This window comes from Kribbella sp. CA-253562 (assembly GCF_050942265.1).
In the GTDB taxonomy this organism is placed as follows: Bacteria; Actinomycetota; Actinomycetes; order Propionibacteriales; family Kribbellaceae; genus Kribbella.
In genome coordinates this window covers 4,656,727-4,675,149 of record NZ_CP192049.1, presented here as the reverse complement: position 1 = coordinate 4,675,149, position 18,423 = coordinate 4,656,727, and the positions used below count along the sequence as shown (strand labels likewise).

20 protein-coding genes and 2 pseudogenes are annotated in these 18,423 nt (G+C 70.6%); 12 read left to right on the top strand and 10 right to left on the bottom strand.

What is annotated here, in order from left to right; genetic code table 11:
* Nucleotides 1-37: 37 nt before the first annotated feature.
* Both ACQPXM_RS22060 and ACQPXM_RS22055 read right to left on the bottom strand, forming a co-directional pair.
* On the bottom strand, nt 38-223 hold the full coding sequence (locus ACQPXM_RS22060) for a DUF5703 family protein (RefSeq protein ID WP_077014804.1): 186 nt from the start codon (nt 221-223) through the stop codon (nt 38-40).
* A gap of 29 nt (nt 224-252) precedes the next feature.
* Nucleotides 253-1,194, bottom strand: a complete 942-nt coding sequence (locus ACQPXM_RS22055) for an aldo/keto reductase (protein WP_432935999.1) — start codon at nt 1,192-1,194, stop codon at nt 253-255.
* A 52-nt stretch (nt 1,195-1,246) separates the two neighbouring features.
* On the opposite strand from ACQPXM_RS22055, the gene ACQPXM_RS22050 reads away from it, so the two are divergent.
* Nucleotides 1,247-2,305: an LLM class F420-dependent oxidoreductase gene (locus tag ACQPXM_RS22050; RefSeq protein ID WP_432935997.1), complete on the top strand. Its 1,059-nt coding sequence runs from the start codon at nt 1,247-1,249 to the stop codon at nt 2,303-2,305.
* A 6-nt stretch (nt 2,306-2,311) separates the two neighbouring features.
* Nucleotides 2,312-3,139: an undecaprenyl-diphosphate phosphatase gene (locus ACQPXM_RS22045; protein ID WP_432935994.1), complete on the top strand. Its 828-nt coding sequence runs from the start codon at nt 2,312-2,314 to the stop codon at nt 3,137-3,139.
* Between the two features lie 26 nt (nt 3,140-3,165).
* Here the strand turns inward: ACQPXM_RS22045 and corA are convergent, their stop codons facing one another.
* Entirely contained in the window at nt 3,166-4,149 is a 984-nt protein-coding gene (gene corA / locus ACQPXM_RS22040) for a magnesium/cobalt transporter CorA (protein ID WP_432935992.1), read from the bottom strand.
* Between the two features lie 42 nt (nt 4,150-4,191).
* Here corA and ACQPXM_RS22035 point away from each other — a divergent pair, with 42 nt between their 5' ends.
* From ACQPXM_RS22035 to ACQPXM_RS22025, 3 genes are read left to right on the top strand one after another with little or no spacing between them, the layout of a single operon-like run.
* Nucleotides 4,192-4,899: a histidine phosphatase family protein gene (locus tag ACQPXM_RS22035; protein WP_432935990.1), complete on the top strand. Its 708-nt coding sequence runs from the start codon at nt 4,192-4,194 to the stop codon at nt 4,897-4,899.
* Nucleotides 4,900-4,909: 10 nt separating this feature from the next.
* A complete protein-coding gene (locus tag ACQPXM_RS22030) occupies nt 4,910-5,485 on the top strand; it encodes a DUF3090 domain-containing protein (protein WP_432935988.1) in 576 nt (191 codons plus the stop codon).
* A gap of 7 nt (nt 5,486-5,492) precedes the next feature.
* Nucleotides 5,493-6,284, top strand: coding sequence for an SCO1664 family protein (locus tag ACQPXM_RS22025; protein ID WP_432935987.1), 792 nt, complete (start codon nt 5,493-5,495; stop codon nt 6,282-6,284).
* A 68-nt stretch (nt 6,285-6,352) separates the two neighbouring features.
* Here the strand turns inward: ACQPXM_RS22025 and ACQPXM_RS22020 are convergent.
* Nucleotides 6,353-7,102: pseudogene (locus ACQPXM_RS22020) on the bottom strand (AraC family transcriptional regulator); the annotation flags it as partial.
* A 174-nt stretch (nt 7,103-7,276) separates the two neighbouring features.
* On the opposite strand from ACQPXM_RS22020, the gene ACQPXM_RS22015 reads away from it, so the two are divergent.
* Both ACQPXM_RS22015 and mshC read left to right on the top strand, forming a co-directional pair.
* Nucleotides 7,277-8,137, top strand: a complete 861-nt coding sequence (locus tag ACQPXM_RS22015; RefSeq protein WP_432935984.1) for an NAD(P)H-binding protein — start codon at nt 7,277-7,279, stop codon at nt 8,135-8,137.
* A 95-nt stretch (nt 8,138-8,232) separates the two neighbouring features.
* Nucleotides 8,233-9,453 (top strand): cysteine--1-D-myo-inosityl 2-amino-2-deoxy-alpha-D-glucopyranoside ligase, encoded by a 1,221-nt coding sequence (gene mshC / locus ACQPXM_RS22010; protein ID WP_432935982.1) that lies wholly within the window; start codon nt 8,233-8,235, stop codon nt 9,451-9,453.
* 42 nt (nt 9,454-9,495) lie between these two features.
* On the opposite strand, the gene ACQPXM_RS22005 is transcribed toward mshC, so the two are convergent.
* A complete protein-coding gene (locus ACQPXM_RS22005) occupies nt 9,496-10,449 on the bottom strand; it encodes an AraC family transcriptional regulator (protein WP_432935980.1) in 954 nt (317 codons plus the stop codon).
* A gap of 122 nt (nt 10,450-10,571) precedes the next feature.
* Between ACQPXM_RS22005 and ACQPXM_RS22000 the strand changes: the two genes are divergently transcribed.
* Nucleotides 10,572-11,273, top strand: coding sequence for an SDR family oxidoreductase (locus ACQPXM_RS22000; RefSeq protein ID WP_432935978.1), 702 nt, complete (start codon nt 10,572-10,574; stop codon nt 11,271-11,273).
* 13 nt (nt 11,274-11,286) lie between these two features.
* Here ACQPXM_RS22000 and ACQPXM_RS21995 read toward each other — a convergent pair whose 3' ends face one another.
* The 3 genes from ACQPXM_RS21995 to ACQPXM_RS21985 form a co-directional block, all read right to left on the bottom strand.
* Complete coding sequence (locus tag ACQPXM_RS21995) at nt 11,287-12,186, bottom strand: hypothetical protein (protein WP_432935976.1); 900 nt, start codon at nt 12,184-12,186, stop codon at nt 11,287-11,289.
* Nucleotides 12,187-12,209: 23 nt separating this feature from the next.
* Nucleotides 12,210-12,986, bottom strand: coding sequence for a L,D-transpeptidase (locus ACQPXM_RS21990; RefSeq protein WP_432935974.1), 777 nt, complete (start codon nt 12,984-12,986; stop codon nt 12,210-12,212).
* A gap of 64 nt (nt 12,987-13,050) precedes the next feature.
* Nucleotides 13,051-13,917, bottom strand: a complete 867-nt coding sequence (locus tag ACQPXM_RS21985) for a polysaccharide deacetylase family protein (RefSeq protein WP_432935971.1) — start codon at nt 13,915-13,917, stop codon at nt 13,051-13,053.
* Nucleotides 13,918-13,978: 61 nt separating this feature from the next.
* On the opposite strand from ACQPXM_RS21985, the pseudogene ACQPXM_RS21980 reads away from it, so the two are divergent.
* Both ACQPXM_RS21980 and ACQPXM_RS21975 read left to right on the top strand, forming a co-directional pair.
* Nucleotides 13,979-14,044, top strand: a pseudogene (locus tag ACQPXM_RS21980) (MerR family DNA-binding transcriptional regulator); the annotation flags it as partial.
* Between the two features lie 67 nt (nt 14,045-14,111).
* Nucleotides 14,112-14,339 (top strand): hypothetical protein, encoded by a 228-nt coding sequence (locus ACQPXM_RS21975; protein WP_432951193.1) that lies wholly within the window; start codon nt 14,112-14,114, stop codon nt 14,337-14,339.
* Nucleotides 14,340-14,341: 2 nt separating this feature from the next.
* Here the strand turns inward: ACQPXM_RS21975 and ACQPXM_RS21970 are convergent, their stop codons facing one another.
* Nucleotides 14,342-15,001, bottom strand: a complete 660-nt coding sequence (locus ACQPXM_RS21970) for a hypothetical protein (protein ID WP_432935969.1) — start codon at nt 14,999-15,001, stop codon at nt 14,342-14,344.
* 96 nt (nt 15,002-15,097) lie between these two features.
* Entirely contained in the window at nt 15,098-15,943 is an 846-nt protein-coding gene (locus ACQPXM_RS21965; RefSeq protein ID WP_432935966.1) for a PAC2 family protein, read from the bottom strand.
* Nucleotides 15,944-16,126: 183 nt separating this feature from the next.
* Here ACQPXM_RS21965 and ACQPXM_RS21960 point away from each other — a divergent pair, with 183 nt between their 5' ends.
* Nucleotides 16,127-16,777: an HAD family hydrolase gene (locus tag ACQPXM_RS21960; RefSeq protein WP_432935964.1), complete on the top strand. Its 651-nt coding sequence runs from the start codon at nt 16,127-16,129 to the stop codon at nt 16,775-16,777.
* 59 nt (nt 16,778-16,836) lie between these two features.
* Nucleotides 16,837-18,408, top strand: coding sequence for an ABC transporter substrate-binding protein (locus tag ACQPXM_RS21955; RefSeq protein ID WP_432935961.1), 1,572 nt, complete (start codon nt 16,837-16,839; stop codon nt 18,406-18,408).
* The last annotated feature ends 15 nt before the right edge of the window (nt 18,409-18,423 follow it).

The following is an 18,423-nucleotide window of genomic DNA, read 5'->3' as shown; positions in this document are numbered from 1 at the left end:
GAGGTCGACCGCGTAGCGCGCGTGGGATGAAATCCCCTCAGAGCGTCCGCATGACCTTGATGATTCGGCGGCGGAGCCAGACTCTTCGGGTGCCGTCCGGATAGCGTCGCAGCCGGGCGAGCTCCCAGCCGCCGTACTCGGCGTGCTCGGTGAGCAGCCGGCGGACCGCGCCGCGCGATTCCGTCCGGGACACCTCGAACTGCTGCAGTTCGTACTCGGCCATCCGCACCTCCGTCACACCAGCCGTCTACCTCACGAGACATCCTCCAGCGCGGCCGCGATGGCCGGCGGGAGGGTGAGCTCCTCCGTTCCCAGCACCGACTTCAGCTGCATCGCCGTCCGGGCCCCGACGATCGCCGCCGTCACGCCCGGCCGGTCGCGGACCCAGGTCAGCGCGACCTCGAGCGGGGTCCAGCCGAGGCCGTCGGCCGCCCGGGCCACCGCCTCCACGATGCCCGACCCGCGCCCGTCGAGGTAGGGGTCGACGAATCTGGACAGATGCTGAGACGCCGCCCGGGAATCCGCGGGGATGCCGGTTCGGTACTTCCCAGTCAACACGCCCCGCCCAAGCGGCGACCACGCCAGTACGCCGATGCCCAGACCGCCGGCGGCGCGGATCGCGTCCGCCTCGGCGTCGCGGGCCAGCAGCGAGTACTCCACCTGGTTGGACACCGGGACCGCGCGGCCGGGCCAGGCCTGCTGCCAGGTGACCGCGCGGGCCGACTTCCAGCCCGCGTAGTTCGAGACGCCGACGTACCGGACCTTGCCGGAGTTGACCGCGTGGTCGAGCGCCGACAGCGTCTCCTCCAGCGGGACGTCGTCGGACCAGGTGTGCAGTTGCCACAGGTCGATGTGGTCGACGTTCAGCCGCCGCAGCGAGCCCTCCAGGTCGCGGAGCAGGGCGCCGCGTGAGGTGTCGGTGATCCGCTCGCCGCGGCGTACGCTGAAACCGGCCTTGGTGGCGATCACCAGGTCGTCGCGATCCACCACGTCGCCGAGCAGCGTACCGATCAGGCGCTCGCTGTCACCGTCCCCGTACGCCGCCGCGGTGTCGACCAGGGTCCCGCCCGCCGCCACGAAGGCGGCGAGCTGCTCACGGGCCTCGTGCTCGTCGGTGTCCCGGCCCCACGACATGGTGCCCAGGCCGAGCCGGCTCACCGCCAGACCACTGTGACCGAGATAGCGCTGCTGCATGAAACCGAGCCTATTGCGAGCGACCGGGAACGGCTCGTTAGGCTCGCCTGTCATGCGACTCGGACTCAACATCGGCTTCGTGCTCGGTGGCGACGACCATCTGGATCATCTGAGGCTGGTGAAGGAGGCCGAACGGCTCGGGTTCTCGGTCACCTGGGCCGCGGAGGCGTACGGCTCGGACGCCGTCACGCTGCTGACCTGGATCGCCGCCCAGACCTCGGCCATCGACGTCGGCGCCGGCGTCCTGCAGATCCCGGCCCGCACCCCGGCGATGACCGCGATGACCGCGGCCACCCTGGACCGGTTGTCCGGCGGCCGGTTCCGGCTCGGCCTCGGGGTGTCCGGGCCGCAGGTGTCCGAGGGCTGGCACGGCGTCCGGTTCGGCAAGCCGCTGGAGCGCACCCGCGAGTACGTCGAGATCGTGAACGCCGCGCTGCGCCGCGAGACGATCAGCTACGCCGGCAAGCACTTCACGCTGCCGCTGCCGGACGGTCCGGGCAAGGCGCTCAAGCTGTCCACCCGCCCGTTGCGCGATCACGTGCCGGTGTACCTTGCGGCGGTCGGGCCGAAGAACCTCGAACTGGCCGGCGAGATCGCCGACGGCTGGCTCGGCATCCTGAACGACCCCGCCTACCTGGGAGAACAGTTGAACCACATCCGGACCGGCCGCGAGACGCGGGAGCCGGGCCTGGGACTGGACGGCTTCGACGTGGTCGCGACCGTGCCGGTGATGGCCGGCGACGACCTGCGGGCCGCCGCCGACCCGATCCGTGGCTACACCGCGCTGTACGTCGGCGGGATGGGCAGCCGGGAGAAGAACTTCTACAACCAGCTCGCGGTCCGGATGGGCTACGCCGACGCGGCGAAAGAGGTGCAGGACCTGTACCTGGCCAAGAAGCACCGCGAGGCGATGGCGGCCGTGCCGTTCGGCTTCATCGACGCGATCTCGCTGCTCGGCGACAAGGCGCGGATGGCCGACAAGCTCACCGCGTACGCCGAGGCCGGTGCGACCACCGTCACGCTGACCCCGTTCGCGCCGACCGTCGAGCAGCGGATCGCCGCTCTGCACACGGTGACCGAGGCGCTCGAGCTCGCCGGGATCGGTGACTGACCTTCCATGACGATTTGGGACGCCATCATCCTCGGCATCGTCGAGGGGCTCACCGAGTTCCTGCCCGTCTCCAGCACCGGGCACCTCACCATCACCTCGAAGATCCTCGGTCAGCAGATCGACGATCCGGCCATCACGGCCTTCACCGCGGTGATCCAGTTCGGCGCGATCGCGGCGGTCGTACTGTTCATGTGGAAGGACATCCGGACCTACGCCGTGGCCTGGTTCAAGGGGCTGCGGCACCCGGAGTACCGGGGCGAGTTCGACCACCGGATGGGCTGGTTCGTGATCGTCGGCTCGCTGCCGATCTGCGTCGTCGGGTTCGTCTTCCGCGACATCATCTCCGGCCCGCTGCGCAGCATGTGGTGGGTGGCCGGCTCGCTGATCGTCTGGTCGTTCTTCATGGTCGCGGCCGAGCGGCTGGGCAGCAAGGCCCGGCCACTGACCCGGATCACGCTGCTCGACGCGATCGTAATGGGCCTCATCCAGTGCCTGGCGCTGATCCCCGGGGTGTCGCGTTCGGGCGCCACCATCACCGCCGGTCTGTTCCGCGGCCTGGACCGGGTCGCCGCGACCAAGATGGCGTTCCTGCTCGGCATCCCGGCCCTGGTCGGCGCCGCGGTCTTCGAGTTGCCACACGCGCTGGACGGCAGTGTCGGCGTCGTACCGGTTGTCGTCGGCACGGTCGTCAGCTTCATCGTCGGCTACGCGTCGGTCGCCTGGCTGATCAAGTTCGTCGCCAAGCACACCACCGAGGTGTTCGCCTTCTACCGGATCCTGCTCGGCATCGTGATCCTGATCCTGCTCGCCACCAGCACGATCACCGCCACGTAGTACGCCGTACGCCGCGCCGGGTGCTTCTACAGCCAGCCGGCGCGGCGGAAGCCGGCGTACATGGTGGTGCAGACGACAACCATGAAGGCCAGGCAGGCGTAGTAGCCGTAGTACCAGCGCAGCTCGGGCATGTTGTCGAAGTTCATGCCGTAGATGCCGGCGATCATCGTCGGCGCCGCGGCGATCGCGACCCAGGCGGAGATCCGGCGCATGTCGTCGTTCTGCTGGACCGAGACGCGGGCCAGGTGCGCGTTCAGCGCCGAGCTGAGCAGGGTGTCCAGCGCCTCGGTTTGGTCGGAGACCCGGATCACGTGGTCGGCGACGTCGCGGAAGAACGGCGCCGCCTCCTTGCTGACCAGCGGGACCGAACCGTGCGCGAAGGCCTCCATCGGGTCGCGCAGCGGGCCGATCGCGCGGCGCATCTCCAGCACCTCGCGCTTGAGCAGGTAGATCCGCTCGGCGTCGCTGGTCCGGTCGGGGGAGAACACCGAACTCTCCACCTCGTCGACGTCGATCTCGACCTGCTCGGCGACCGACTCGTAGCCGTCGACAACCGAGTCGCAGATCGCCCACAGGACCGCGGCCGGGCCGTGGCCGAGCACCGAGGCGCGTTCCTCCAGCTCCTGCCGGGCGGTGGTCAGCGGGGCGCCCTCGCCGTGCCGGACGGTGACGACGTACCGCGGCCCGACGAAAACGCTGACCTGGCCGGTCTCGACCGCGTCGCCCTCGTCGACGTACCAGAGGGTGCGCAGGACGACGACCACCGAGTCGCCGAACCGCTCGACCTTCGGGCGCTGATGGGCCTTGAGCGCGTCCTCGACCGCCAGCGGGTGCAGGCCGAACAGCTGCTGCACCCTGGTCAGCTCCTGCGCGGTCGGTTCGTGCAGACCGACCCAGCCGAAGCTCTCACCGTCGACGCCGATCGCCTGCGCCACGGTCTCCGGGTCGGCGGGCAGGTCCTTGCGCTCACCTTCGGCGTACACCCCGCAGTCGACGATCACGCTGCCCATCATCCCACCGCGGACTTGCGTCGACCGGATAACGTGCGGTCTATGCCCACGGTGATTCTGGTTCGGCACGGCCGCAGCAGTGCCAACACATCCGGCGTTCTGGCCGGCCGGACCCCCGGAGTGAAGCTCGACGACACCGGTGTGCAGCAGGCCGCCCTGGTCGCGGAGCGGCTGGCCGGGCTGCCGCTGGCCGCGATCGTCACGTCGCCGCTGGACCGCTGCAAGCAGACTGCCGCCGCGATCGCGAAGCACCACCCCGAGTTGCGTCCGGCAACGGATCGCCGGCTGACCGAGTGCGGGTACGGCGACTGGACCAACCAGAAGATCAGCACGCTGGCCAAGGACCCGCTGTGGACCGTGGTGCAGCAACACCCGTCGGCGGTGACGTTCCCGAACGGCGAGTCGATGCGCGGCATGCAGCAGCGCGCGGTCGACGCGATCCGGGCCCACGACGCCGCGCTGGCGGCCAGTCACGGACCGGCCGCGCTGTGGGTCGCGGTGTCGCACGGCGACGTGATCAAGGCGATCGTCGCCGACGCGCTCGGCCAGCACCTAGACACCTTCCAGCGGATCGTCGTCGACACCGCCAGTACGACGATCATCAGCTACACCCCGACCCGCCCGTTCCTGGTCCGGCTGAACGACTCCGGCAGCGAACTGGCCTCGCTGGTGCCGCCGCCGCCCAAGGCGAAGAAGGGCAGCCGCAAGTCCGCCGTACCGTCCTCCGATGCTGTCGTCGGCGGCAGATAGGGTCTGAGGTATGGCGCGCGTAGTGCATTCGTACGACGACCCGGACCGGTTCGTCGCCGGCACCGTCGGAGAACCCGGTGCCCGGACGTTCTTCCTGCAGGCCCGGTCGGGCACCCGGCTGACCTCGGTGGCCTGTGAGAAGGAACAGGTGATGGCGCTCGCGGAGCGGCTCGACGTGATGCTGGACGAGGTGGCCCGGCGGTTCGACCGGGAGCCGGCTCCGCAGGTCGGGGTGGACGACACCGATCCGCTCGAGCAGCCGATCGAGGAGGAGTTCCGGGCCGGCACGATGACGCTGGCCTGGGAGGCCGATTCCGAGCGGGTGGTGATCGAGGTGTTCGCGGTCGTCACCGGCGAGCAGGCCGAGCTGGAGGAGGCCGACCCGGTCACCGCGGCGCTGGAGTCGGAGGAGTCCGAGGTCTTCATCGTCCGGATCAGCGAGGAGCAGGCCCGCGCGTTCGCCCGCCGGGCGGTCGCGCTGGTGGCGTCCGGCCGGCCGAGCTGCCCGTTCTGCGGCCGCCCGATCGACCCGGAGGGGCACATTTGCCCGCGCGCCAACGGTTATCGTCGGCATGTCCGCGAATGACCGGCCGATGAATGCCACAGCCCTGCTCGCGCACGGCGAGCTGTCCCTGAACGGGCGGCTCGTGGCCGCGTCGAACGGCACCTTCCAGGGCACCGTCAGCCTGGACGGCGAGACCGCGACGGTCGTCTACAAGCCGGTCCAGGGCGAGCGCCCGCTGTGGGACTTCCCCGACGGCACGCTGGCCCAGCGCGAGTACGCGGCGTACGTCGTGTCGGAGGCGCTCGGCTGGTCCGTCGTACCGCCGACGCTGCTGCGCGACGGGCCGCTCGGCGAGGGCATGGTGCAGCTGTGGATCGACGAGGCGGAGCTGCCGCCCGGTGAGACCGAGCTGGTCGACATCGTGCCGCAGGGCCGCGTGCCGTCGGGCTGGGTCGGCGTGCTGGACGCGCTCGACGGACGGCACAACCCGGTCACGCTGGTGCACGCGGACAACGAGCAGCTGCGCCGGATGGCGGTGTTCGATGCCGTGGTCAACAATGCCGACCGCAAAGGCGGTCACGTGCTCAATCCGGGCGACGGGCGGGTCTTCGGCGTCGACCACGGCGTGACGTTCAACGCCGACGACAAGCTGCGCACGGTGCTGTGGGGCTGGGCCGGTGAACCGGTCCCGAGCGAGCTGCTGGACGACGTCCGCAAACTGGCGGACGGCTTGGCCGGTGCATTGGGTCAGGAGCTGTGCGAGCTGATCACGGCGGTCGAGCTGTCCGCGACGCGGGAGCGGTGCGCGACGTTGCTGAAGACCGGGACCTTCCCGCTCCCGAGCGACGACTGGCCGGCGATCCCTTGGCCGGCCTTCTGAGCCGGCTGGGAGTAGGCGCTCGGGCTGGTACCGCGCTCACGCTTGAAAGCGGTGCTGAAGCTGAACGCGTCGGCGTACCCGACCCGGCGGGCAACCGCGGCGACGGTCGCGTCCGGCTCGGTCAGCAGGTCGGCGGCCAGTGACATCCGCAGGTCGGTGAGGTAGGTCAGCGGCGGCTCGCCGACGAGCTCGGTGAAGCGGCGGGCGAGCGTCGTCCGCGAGACGTTCACCAGGCCGGCCAGCGACGCCAAGGTCCACGGCGCTGCGGGTGAGTTGTGCAGGGCTTGCAGCACGGGGCCGACCGTCGGGTCGCCGACGGCCCGGTACCACGGCGGTGTGTTCTGCTCGAACCAGTCGCGCAGTGCGCAGACCAGCAGCCAGTCGATCAAGCGGTCCAGCACGACCCGTTGGCCGTGCGCCCCGGCCGCGATCCGGTCCTCGAGGTAGTCGCGCAACTGCGAGCAGTCGTGGTCCGACGCCACGGCCAGCGCGCGAGGCAGCTCGCGGAAGAGCCGAGCCGGTACGTCGGCCCGCACGTGCGCGGCGCCGGCGAGCAGCACCGTGCCACCGACCGTCTCGTCGTACGGCCTGCCGGCGCCCTGCACCGTGCCGTCGCAGAGCACGTCGACGACCGGGCCGAGGCGATCCGGGTCGTCGGTGACGACGAACGGCGCGGCGCCACGGACGACCGCTGTGTCGCCGGGTCGGACCAGCAGCGGGGTCTCGTCGGCCACGATCCAGGCCTCGCCGCGCAGTGGGGCGATCAAGGTGAGGGCCGCGCCGTCGGTGAAGCGCAAGGCGTAGGGGGCGGCGAGCACCGGCGTACCGAGCACGGATCCGTCGGCCCGGATGCCGCGGAGGAGATCGTCCAGGGGTTCCACCGCACCACGATAGGCAGATCGGGAGCCGCGTGGGGGCGGATGGGACGGACAGACATGGGGTCCGGACGCTCGCCCATGGGGCCGGGCGTGCCGCCGGGCTTGACTCGGACCATGACGATTTTGGTGCTGGGGGCAACGGGTAAGACAGGGCGCCGGCTGGTTCCGCGGTTGCGGGCGAACGGCGTCGAGGTGCGGGCGGCGTCGCGGTCGGGGGAGACCCGGTTCGACTGGCACGACCGGTCGACGTGGGCGGACGCCGTCCGGGGTGTGACGGCGGTGTACGTCGTGGCCCCGGAGGAGCCGGAGGTGATCGAGCCGTTCGTGACCGAGGCGGTGGCGGCGGGGGTGCGGCGGTTCGCCGTACTGTCCGGGCGGGGGATCGACCGGGCCGCGGAGACGTTGCGGCCACAGCCGGACGGTTCGCCGGGGGTGTTCGGTCCGGGCATGGTCGAGGCCGAACGGGCCGTCGTCGCGTCGGGTGCCGAGTGGACGATCCTGCGGGCCAACAACTTCGACCAGAACTTCTCCGAGGACGTCTGGGCGGCCCCGATCACGGCCGGCCGGCTGGCGCTGCCGATGGGTGCCGTGGGGGAGCCGTTCGTCGACATCGAGGACGTGGCCGGCGTGGCGGCCGCGGTGCTCACCCAGGACGGGCACTCGGGCCGGATCTACGACATCTCGGGGCCGGAGTCGCTGACCTTCGCCGAGGCGACCGAGGTGATCGGCGCGTTGACCAAGCCGATCGAGTACGTCGAGCTGACGCCCGAGCAGTACGTCGAAGAACTGGTGGCCGAGGGATATCCGGACGAGTTCGTGCACATCCTCGACGCGATGTTCACGCTGATGCGGGCCGGTCACCTGAGCAAGCCGGCCGACGGCGTCGAGCAGGTGCTGGGCCGGCGGCCGGGCACCTTCGCGGCGTACGCCGAGCGGGTGTTCGCGGGCTCACCGTCACCGGAAGGTCGAGGGTGATGCGGGGTTGATGGTGAGCGGCGGAAAAGGCCCGGAGGACCGGAGAGTGGAACCTCCGGGCCGGGCCGGTTCGCTGACTGGATAGGCTCCGTCCCATGCAGGCGTGGACGAATCCAGATATCCCGGTCGTACCCGGGCCGGCCCGGCGTCTTCGCCTCTACGACACCGCGTCCGGCGGCCTGGTCGAGGTGCCGCCCGGCGAGGACGGAACGGCCCGGATGTACGTCTGCGGCATCACGCCGTACGACGCCACCCACATGGGCCACGCGGCGACGTACGTCACCTTCGACCTGATCAACCGGCTCTGGCGCGACGCCGGGTACGCCGTGCACTACACGCAGAACATCACCGACGTCGACGACCCGCTGCTGGAGCGGGCGACCGCGACCGGGGTCGAGTGGACCGACCTGGCCGAGCGGGAGATCCAGCTGTTCCGCGACGACATGACCGCGCTGCGGGTGATCCCGCCGCAGGAGTACGTCGGCGTGGTCGAGTCGATCGACCTGGTCAGCGACGCGATCGCGGACCTGCAACGCGCGGGCGCCGTGTACTCCGTCGACGAGGACCTGTACTTCGCGGTCAAGGCCGATCCGGCGTTCGGCAGCGTGTCGAACTACAACGGGGAGACGATGCGCGCGCTGTTCGCCGAGCGCGGTGGCGATCCGGAGCGTGAGGGCAAGCGGGACCCGCTCGACAGCCTGCTGTGGCGTGCGGAGCGTCCGGGTGAGCCGGCCTGGGACTCGCCGTTCGGCCGCGGCCGGCCGGGCTGGCACGTCGAGTGCTCGGCGATCGCACTGAAGCACCTCGGGATGACGTTCGACGTCCAGGGCGGCGGCAGCGACCTGATCTTCCCGCATCACGAGATGTCGGCCAGTGGCGCGCAGGTGGCGACCGGGCAGTTCCCGTTCGCTCGGGCCTACGTGCACCAGGCGATGGTCGGCCTGGACGGCGAGAAGATGTCGAAGTCGAAGGGCAACCTGGTCCTGGTGTCGCGTGAGCGCCAGGCCGGTTCCGACCCGATGGCGATCCGGCTGGCGCTGCTCGCGCACCACTACCGGACCGACTGGTTCTGGACCGACTCCGACCTGCTCGACGCGCAGAACCGGCTCGACGTCTGGCGCGGCGCGATCACCCGCGGCACCGGTCCCGACGGCGCCGCGACCGTCGACGCGCTGCGGGCCGCGCTGACCGACGACCTCGACACCGCGGCGGCTCTCGCGGCCGTCGACGCCTGGGCCGAGTCCAACGGCGACGACCCCGAGTCGGCAGCCTTGGTCGCGCAGGCTGTCGACGCCCTGCTCGGCATCAAGCTCTGACCCGACGCCGCGGCACCGCACCTGGGGAGCGGATGACGGCGGTCAGGCGGTGCTGTACGCGTCCGTCGCCTCGGCGGCGGCGCGGGCGGTGAGACGGTACCGGCCGGGGGACTGGCCGCGGGAGCGGCTGAACGCTCGGCTGAACGCGTACGCCGAGGTGTAGCCGACCGAGCGGGCGATCGCGTCCAGTGTGTCGGTGGTGTCGCGCAGGCGGCGGGCGGCGAGGTCCATCCGCCATTGGGTGAGGTAGGCGCCGGGCGCCTGGCCCGTCGTACTGGCGAAGCGGCGGGTGAGCGTCGCGCGGGAGACCCCGAGCTCGGCCGCGAGTTGTTCGGTGGTCCACGCGCGAGCCGGATCCGTGTGCAGCTTGGTCAAGGCGGCGCTCAGCATCGGGTCGTCGAGCACGCCCAGCCACGTCTCCTTCGCCTCCTCCGGCCGGCGCGCGAGCCAGACGCGGAGGAACTGGATCAGCAAGATGTCGACCAGCCGATCGAGAACGACGGCCGTGGCGAGCTGTGGGTGGGCGAGCTCGCGAGCCAGCAGCCGGACGGTGTCGTCGAGACAGCTGCCGCAGGGATCCGCCGGGAGATGCACGATCTCCGGCAGTTGGCTGAGGACCTGGGTCGAGACGGCCGGGTCGTGTGAGTAGGTGGCGGCGAGCAGATGGCTCTGGACCTCGCCGTTGCCGAACCGCAGCACGTCGCCGGTGAGCCGGGCATGCGCGGCGGCGGCCGCGTCACACCCGGGAGCCTTGGCGCCGGGAGTGCTGCCGATGGTGTGGCCGGCGCCGGTCGGCAGGAGGACGACGTCGCCAGGCAGCAGTCGCAGCGGTTCGTGGCCCGGCACCGTGAGCCAGGCGGAACCGGTCGTGAGCGCGTAGAACGCCGCACCGGGAATGCCGGTCCAGTTCAGGGCCCAGGGGTCGGCGCCCTCCATCCGGGCGCCGAGGGCGCCTCGCACCCCTCCGACAGCGAGCACGTCCGCGAGCAGGTCCATGCCGTCAACCCTAGCTCGTTGTGCACCAAGCGGTTATGAATGTGCGCCGAATGATCATCGTCCGGTGCAACGGCCGCTCCTACGGTGGGTTTCACCAACCACGCACCCAAGGAGCACAAGCTGTGAAACTGTCCGGAAGCACCGCCCTGGTCACCGGCGCCAACCGCGGCCTCGGCCGGCACTTCGCCACCGCGCTGCTGGAGCGCGGCGCGAAGAAGGTCTACGCCACCGCCCGCAGGCCCGAGCAGGTCGACCTGCCCGGTGTCGAGGTGCTGCCGCTCGACATCACCGACCCGGACGCGGTCGCGGCCGCCGCCCGTGCCGCCGGGGACGTCGACGTGCTGATCAACAACGCCGGCATCACGACACCGCAGCCGCTGATGACCGGTGATCTCGGCGAGATCCGCCGCGAGCTCGACACCCACTTCTTCGGCACACTGTCGATGATCCGCGCCTTCGCGCCGGTGCTCGGCGGCAACGGCGGCGGCGCGATCGTCAACCTGCTGTCGGTGCTGTCCTGGCGGACGTTCCCCGGCTCCGGCGGGTACGCCGCGGCGAAGGCGGCCCAGTGGAGCCTGACCGAGAGCGCCCGGCTGGAGCTCGCCGGGCAGGGCACGCTGGTCGCCGGCGTGATCCTCGGCGCGACCGACACCGACATGATGGCGGGCTGGGACGTGCCGAAAAACGATCCGGCCGAGGTGGTCCGGACCGTTCTCGACGGAGTCGAGCAGGACCTGCTGGAGATCCTCGCCGACGACGCCGCGGTGGCGACCAAGGCCGGCCTGCCGGGCGACGTCCGGGCGAGGTATCCCGAGCTGTCCTGACGGCGGACCCCGGTCAGCCGGTGACCGGGTGGTGCGTCTTGACCGGCGTCGGCACCGGCGCCGGCGGCGGGAAACCGACATCGGTCGCCGGCACCGGGACGGGCCGCTCGGTCGGCTTCGGAGTTGGCTTCGCTGCGGCGGCCGGCTTGGCGCAGGTGGCAGAGGCGAGCCGGATCACCTGGGCGCCGTCGCCGAGGTTGATGGTCAGGCCGGTGATCGTGAACGAGCCGTCCGCGCGTTGCGCCTGCTCGTTGACCGTGACGGTGGCCAGCGGCGCGGCGGGGATGACCGCGCCCTGCTCGGTGCTCGGGACCTGGATGCGCTGACCGAGCAGGGTCAGCGAGCCGATGTCGACCCCGCCGCGATCGCCGGCACACCAGACGTTGACCGAGTCGATGCCGAGCACCGAGCTGGGCGGCGTCAGCAGCAGGTCGCACAGCTGGGGGAGGTTCTTCGCGGGGAGGTCGACCGTGGTCAGGTCCGGCAGCGGCAGGCCGAGGTCTGGCAGCGGGAGATCCGGTACCGGCAGGTCCTCGGCGCCCGTGGCCGGGAGCGAGGCGCAGGACTTCTTCAGGTCCGGCGGCAGCTTCACCTGATCGAGCGCGCCCTTTCCGATGGTCACGTCGAGCAGCTCGACCGAGGCCTTGTCGTTGCCGGCCGTGACGGTCGCGGTCCGCGCGGACAGCAGCGCGTTCTTCGGCAGCTCGAACGCCGAGGAACTGCGCTCGCGCCCGTCTCGCGATTCGACGTACGGGGTCTTGTTGATCGGCACCTGCCCGTCGGCGCCGATCGCGTACGCCGAGGACGGCCGGTCGGCCGCGTTGCCCGCCGGGGCACTGGCCACCACTGTCAGGGCCACCAGCCCGGTCACGGCCGTGGCCGTCAACGCCGTCGGGACGATGTTTCGTCGCATCTGGGAGATCCTCACCCTTGGACTCATAAGCTGTCGATCAAGACGAGCGTCCCGAGCGGGACGCGCTGCAGGCGGTCGAGCGCGGTCCGCGGTACGCGGACACAACCGGCGCTGACCGCGGCGCCGAAGACGTCCGGCCGGGGCCAGCCGTGGATCGCGACGGTGCCGGGACCACCGCCGAACGTGTCGAGCGTCGGGCTGTGTGCCCCGAGCGGCAGCACCACCGGCGAGGCCGAGCGTTTCGGGTCGATGATCGACCCGAGCAGGAAGGTCCGCCCGGGCGGCGTCGGCGTCGTTCGTGCTCCGACGCCGGCTTTCCATTTCCCGAGCCGCTTGCCGCGCTCGAACAGCTCCAGCGTGCGCGACCCGGTGTGCACGCGGATCAGGTACGGCGAGGAGGCCTGCTCGAGGTCCTCGTCCCGCAGCCATCCGGTCGATCGGTTCGGCTTCGACGGCAGCAGCACCCGCACCCACCCGTCGGTCCGCTCAACCACCGGCAGCCACGTCGCCCCGAACTGGGTCGGCCCGATCTTGGCGAACGGCTCCGCGTCCGGCGCCGAGTAGACGGCCGTCTCCTCGCGGGGGTGCACGACCACTCCGTCGGTCCCGGCGAAGGGCTGGTTGTCCAGCGGTGCGGCGCTGATCGTGGCGTGGGTCGACGAGGCGGCGAGCGTGGTCAGATCGACGTCGGGCGTGCCGTCGTCGAGCAGCGCGAACACCCCGGCGCCGCCCAGCAGCGCGAGCACGGCAAGCGCCGGGACGGAACTACCACCCCGCTGGTTGCGTGCTGCCCTGCCCATTTCCGCTCTCCGTCGTCCCTCGGCGGGCTGCCGTCGCCCGACGAGGATAGGACTATTGCGATGGTTACGCCACAGTATGTGACCCCTCCTGCAGTCGATAGGCATCGGCGATCTCGTCGCTGGTGGTCAGCCAGACGTCGGGCTGAGCGGCCAGGTACTCCAGCGCCAGGTCCAGGTACTTCGCGCGGAACGGCTGGCCGATGACGAACGGATGCAGCGCCAGGGCCATCACCCGGCCGCTGTGCTCGGAGTCGGCCCGCAGTACGTCGTACTGGTCCTTGACCATCTGCAGGAAGTCCGGGCCGGTCAGGCCGCGCAGGAACAGGCCGAGGTCGTTCAGCTCGACCGTGTACGGGACGCTGAGCATGCCGGGCACGTTGAGGTGGTACGGCTGGTCGTCGTTGGTCGAGTCGAGCACGTAGCCGAAGCCGAGCTCGGCGAGCAGCGCCGGGGTGTGGAAGGTTTCGGTGAGCGCCGGGCCCATCCAGCCCTTCGGGCGCTGGCCCGTGGCGGCCTCGATCGTGTCCGCGATGTCGGTCAGGACCTTGCGCTCCTCGTCGCGCTCGTAGCCGGCGTGCAGGATCGAGTTCGTCGAACCGTGCGCCAGCCAGGCCCAGTCCCGCTCGACGCCGGCCCGGATGATCTGCGGATTGTGCTCGGCAACCGCCGAGTTGAGCAGCGTGCTGGCCCGGATCCCGTGCCGGTCGAGGATGTCGATCGTGCGCCAGATCCCGACCCGCGCGCCGTAGTCGCGCCAGCCGTAGTTGAGTGCGTCGGGCACGAGGTCGAGCGGCCAGATGCTGGTGGACGGCCGGTCGACGAGGAAGTGCTCGACGTTGAGGCCGACGTAGAACGCGACCCGCTTGCCGTCCGGCCAGCTGACCGCCGGGCGCTCGGTGATGGGGCTGTAGTCGAAGAGTTCGAGTGTCATACCGGCACGGTAAAATCTGACATCAGTGTCAGGTTCAAGTCCGTTCGGGAGGTTCGTTCGCATGCGCATCGGAGAACTGGCCCGGCGGACGGGTGTCAGCGAGCGGTCCCTGCGGTACTACGAACAGCAGGGCCTGCTGGTGTCCGAGCGCACACCCGGCGGCCAGCGCAACTACTCCGAGCGCCGTCGACCGCGTGATCCTCGTCCAGGAGCTGTACGCCGCCGGCCTCAACAGCCGCAAGATCGCCGAGCTCCTTCCATGCATGCGCGACCCCGACGGCGCCCCGAACGAACGCGCCACCCCGAAACTGGTCACCGAGCTCACCGCCGAACGCGACCGCATCGACCAACGCATCGCCGCCCTCCAGACGTCCCGCTCCGTGCTCGACGAGGTCATCACCACAGCCAGCCGCGACCTTTGAGCTCAGTCGCCGAGGTGTCGCCTGACGAACTCCCGCCACGCCTCGACCGCCATCGGCGAGGTCTCGGCATGCATCCCCGAAAATCCGATCAGCTGCTTGCCGGGTGACCCCAGCAGGTCGAAGAGCGCGAGCTGTCCGGTCCGCGGGAACAGTTCGTCGTCCCACTGCACGTGGAAGAGGACCGGCACGGTGATCCTGGGCGCATCCGCGGCGAAGCGCGGTCTCATGTCGATCTCAGCGGGCATCCCGGCCGGCTGCTGCATTCCGAACTTGCCGAGCACCGCACACCGCAGTCGCGAACCCGCCGCCGCCACGAACGGCAGGCCGAAGCGGGTGCCCATCGACAGCCCGAGGTACGCGACGCGGTCGCCCTCGACGCCGTCCAAGCCGGTCACCGCCTCCAGGGTCGCGAGCCAGTCGGCCACCATGCCGTCGGTGACCTTCTCGATCCCGGGTTCGGCCATCCGGCGCTGGTAGTCAGCGGTGGGCTCGAGCGCGCGGTCGCCGTGGTACGGGCCGTCGATCGCGACACTGGCGGCTCCGGCCTCGGTCGCGAACCACCGGGCGAGATCGAGCTGCCGGTTTCCTCGTTTGTGGCCGCTACCGCCGTGGTCCAGGAGGACGATCGGCAGCGGCTGGTCGACCGGCTCCGGTGACCACATGACCCCAGGGATGACGCGCTGACCTCGGAGCAGCTGGAAGTGCCGCTCCGAGACGCCGTCCTTGGTGGCAGAGAGGCCGGTCCAGCGCAGCGTTGGCTACTCCGGGTGGTTCTTGTTGCGGCGGCGGAGGTAGCGCTCGAACTCGGCGGCGATGGCGTCGCCGGAGGCTTCGGGGAGGTCGGTGGTGTCGCGTTGTTCCTCGAGGCTGGCGACGTACTCGGCGACCTCGGGGTCCTCCTCGGACAGTTCGTCGGCGCCGCGTTGCCAGGCGCGGGCCAGCTCGGGCAGTTCGCCTTCGGGGATTGGCAGGTCGAGCAAGGCCTCGACCTTGCCGAGCAGCGCCAGCGACGCCTTCGGGCACGGGCTGCCGGCGATGTAGTGCGGGATCGCGGACCAGATCGACACCGCCGGTACGCCGAGCGCGCCGCACAGGTCGGCGAACACGCCGGTGATGCCGGTGGGACCCTCGTACGTCGAGGGCTCGAGGCTCCAGGACGCCGTCAGCTCCGGGTCGGACGACGACGCGCTGACCGGGATCGGGCGGGTGTGCGGCGAGTCGGCCAGCAGCGCACCCAGTACGACGACCAGTTGCGCGTTCGACTCGTCGACCAGCGCGAGCAGCTCGCGGCAGAAGGTGCGCCAGCGCATGTTCGGCTCGATGCCGCGGATCAGCAGGACGTCACGGTCGGTGTCGGCCGGACGGGCCAGGAAGACCCGGGTGGTCGGCCACGTCAGGCGGCGTACGCCGTCGTCGTCGAACCCGACGGTGGGACGGTTGACCTGGAAGTCGTAGTAGTCCTCGGGGTCGATCGCGGTGACCAGTTCGGCGTCCCACTCGTCGAGCAGGTGGTCCACCGCCCCGGTGGCCGCGTCGGCCGCGTCGTTCCAGCCCTCGAACGCGGCGATCACGACCGGGTCCCGCAGGTTCGCGAGGTCGACCACTCGCCACCCCCTGTCCTACTCGTCTCCCGGCACGGGTTCGTACCGGACTGCCAGCCTACGTCTCCGGCGCGCACGGTGCGTGGCCCGGGCGCCCGGTTTCACGCGCAGCGGAACGTGTCGGCGGGACCGACTAAAATTCGACCGACCCACGATTCCGCACGACTTGATCCGAGGAGACTTCCCTTGACGCTGCGCGCGGTGCTGTGGGACATGGACGGCACGCTGGTCGACTCCGAGCCGGTCTGGGCCCGGGTGCAGATGGACCTGCTCGGCTCACTCGGCGCCCAGTGGACGCTGGAGGACTGCGTCAGCCTGGTCGGCTCCGACCTGAGCGACGCCCTGGTGGCCTGGATGTCCCGGATCCCCGAGGGCGCGATCACCGCCGAAGAGCTGGCCGAGCGGATGTTCGGCCAGGTGCTGGAGTCGCTGAAGCAGGAGATCGAGTTCCGGCCCGGGGCGCTGGAGCTGCTGCAGGCCTGCGTCAAGGAGGACATTCCCTGCGCGCTGGTCTCCGCGTCGTACCGGGTGATGATCGACGCCGTGCTGGGGCACCTGCCCGACGACCTGTTCACGGTGATCGTCGCCGGTGACGAGGTGGAGCACGGCAAGCCGCACCCGGAGCCGTATCTGACCGCTGCCAAGGCGCTGGGCGTCGACCCGGCCGACTGCGTGGTGATCGAGGACTCCCCGGGCGGCACCGCGGCCGGTACGGCGGCCGGAGCGTTCGTCGTGGCCGTGCCGCAGTGGGTGACGATCCCGGAGGCACCGCGCCGGCTGATCGTCAAGTCGCTCGAGCCGCTGACGCCGGAGGCGCTGCGCGACCTGCTCCGCTGAGGCGCTACCGTCTTTGAGGTGCCCGCGGGGGCGGGACCGGGGACGAGAGGGTGGATGTGGTGACGTTGTCCAAGCGCCGGGTGGTGGCGGTCGCAGTCGCCGGCGTACTGGCCGGATCGCTGGCTTCGTGCGGCGACAAGACCGGTGGTTCGGCGCCGCAGCAGACCGGGGAGCCGCCGCGGCAGCTGACCTTCAAGGTCGCCACGACCGACACCGTGACCTCGCTCGACCCGGCCGGTCCGTACGAGATCGGTTCGCGCACCCTGCAGGCCAATCTCTACCAGACCCTGCTGACGATCACCGGCGACAAGCCCACCCCCGTTCCGGACGCCGCCGACTGCCAGTTCGACGCGCCGACGATCTACACGTGCAGCCTGAAGAGCGGACTGACCTTCCCGAACGGGCATCCGCTGACGTCGTCGGACGTGAAGTTCAGCTTCGACCGGATGATGCGGCTGAAGACGCCGGGCGGGATCGCCGGCTTGTTCGGCTCGATCGCCACGATCAGTACGCCGGACGAGCTGACCGCCACCTTCACGCTGAAGAAGCCGGACGCCCGGCTGCCGTACCTGCTGACCACCACGGCCGCCTCGATCGTCGACGAGGAGGTCTACCCGGCCAACAAGTTGCTCGGGGCAAAGGCCGTCGGCAGCGGCCCGTACGAGCTGACGGCCTACCGGCCGGGGGTGAGCGCGGCGCTGACCAAGTTCAGGAAGTACAAGGGCCCGCGGGCCGCGCAGAACGACGGCATCGACCTCACGCTGCTGCCGGACTCGGCCGCGCTCAGCGACGCCGTCACCACCGGCAAGGCCGATCTGGCCTTCCACGGGTTCGGCGCGACCGACCTGGACAAGCTCCGGTCCGGCGACAAGGTCCAGGTGGTCGAGGCGCCGTCGGCCGAGATCCGCTACTTCTCGTTCCACTTCAAGTCGGCGACTTCCCGCCGTCCCGCCGTCCGGCGAGCGGTGGCGCAGCTGATCGACCGGTCCGCGATCGTGAAGAAGGCGTACGGCGACCAGGTGACACCGCTGTACTCGGTGGTGCCGCCGGGGTTCGGTGGTCACGTCGACGCGTTCCGCGCGGAGTACAAGGAACCCAGCAAGACGGCCGCCGCGGCGATCCTGCGCGAGGGCGGCATCACCACGCCCGTTGCGCTGACGCTCGGCTGGACGCCCACCCGGTACGGCGCCGGTGCGAAAGCGGAGGTGACCGAGCTGAAGCGGCAACTGGAGGCGTCCGGTCTGTTCCGGGTGACGCTGCGCAGCGTTCCCTGGCCGCGCTACCAGCAGCTCGCCCGCGGTGGCGCCTTCGACCTGTACCACTCGGGCTGGCTGCCGGACTACCCGGACTCCGACGACTACCTCGTGCCGTTCGTCCGCGAGGGCGCGATCTACCAGAACGGTTACCGCTCGCAAACGGCGAACAAGCTGCTCGATCAGGAGGTCGCCGAGCAGAACCAGCTGAAGCGCGAACAGGTGCTGGAGCAGGCGCAGGCCGTGATCGCCCATGACGCCGCGGTGATCCCGGTGTGGCAGGGACGGCTGACGGTGGTGGCCGGTAAAGAGATCAAAAATCCAACCAGTATCCTCAACCAGCTGTCCTACCTGACCTTCTCGACGTTACGGAAGTAACTGTCCGGAGGCTTC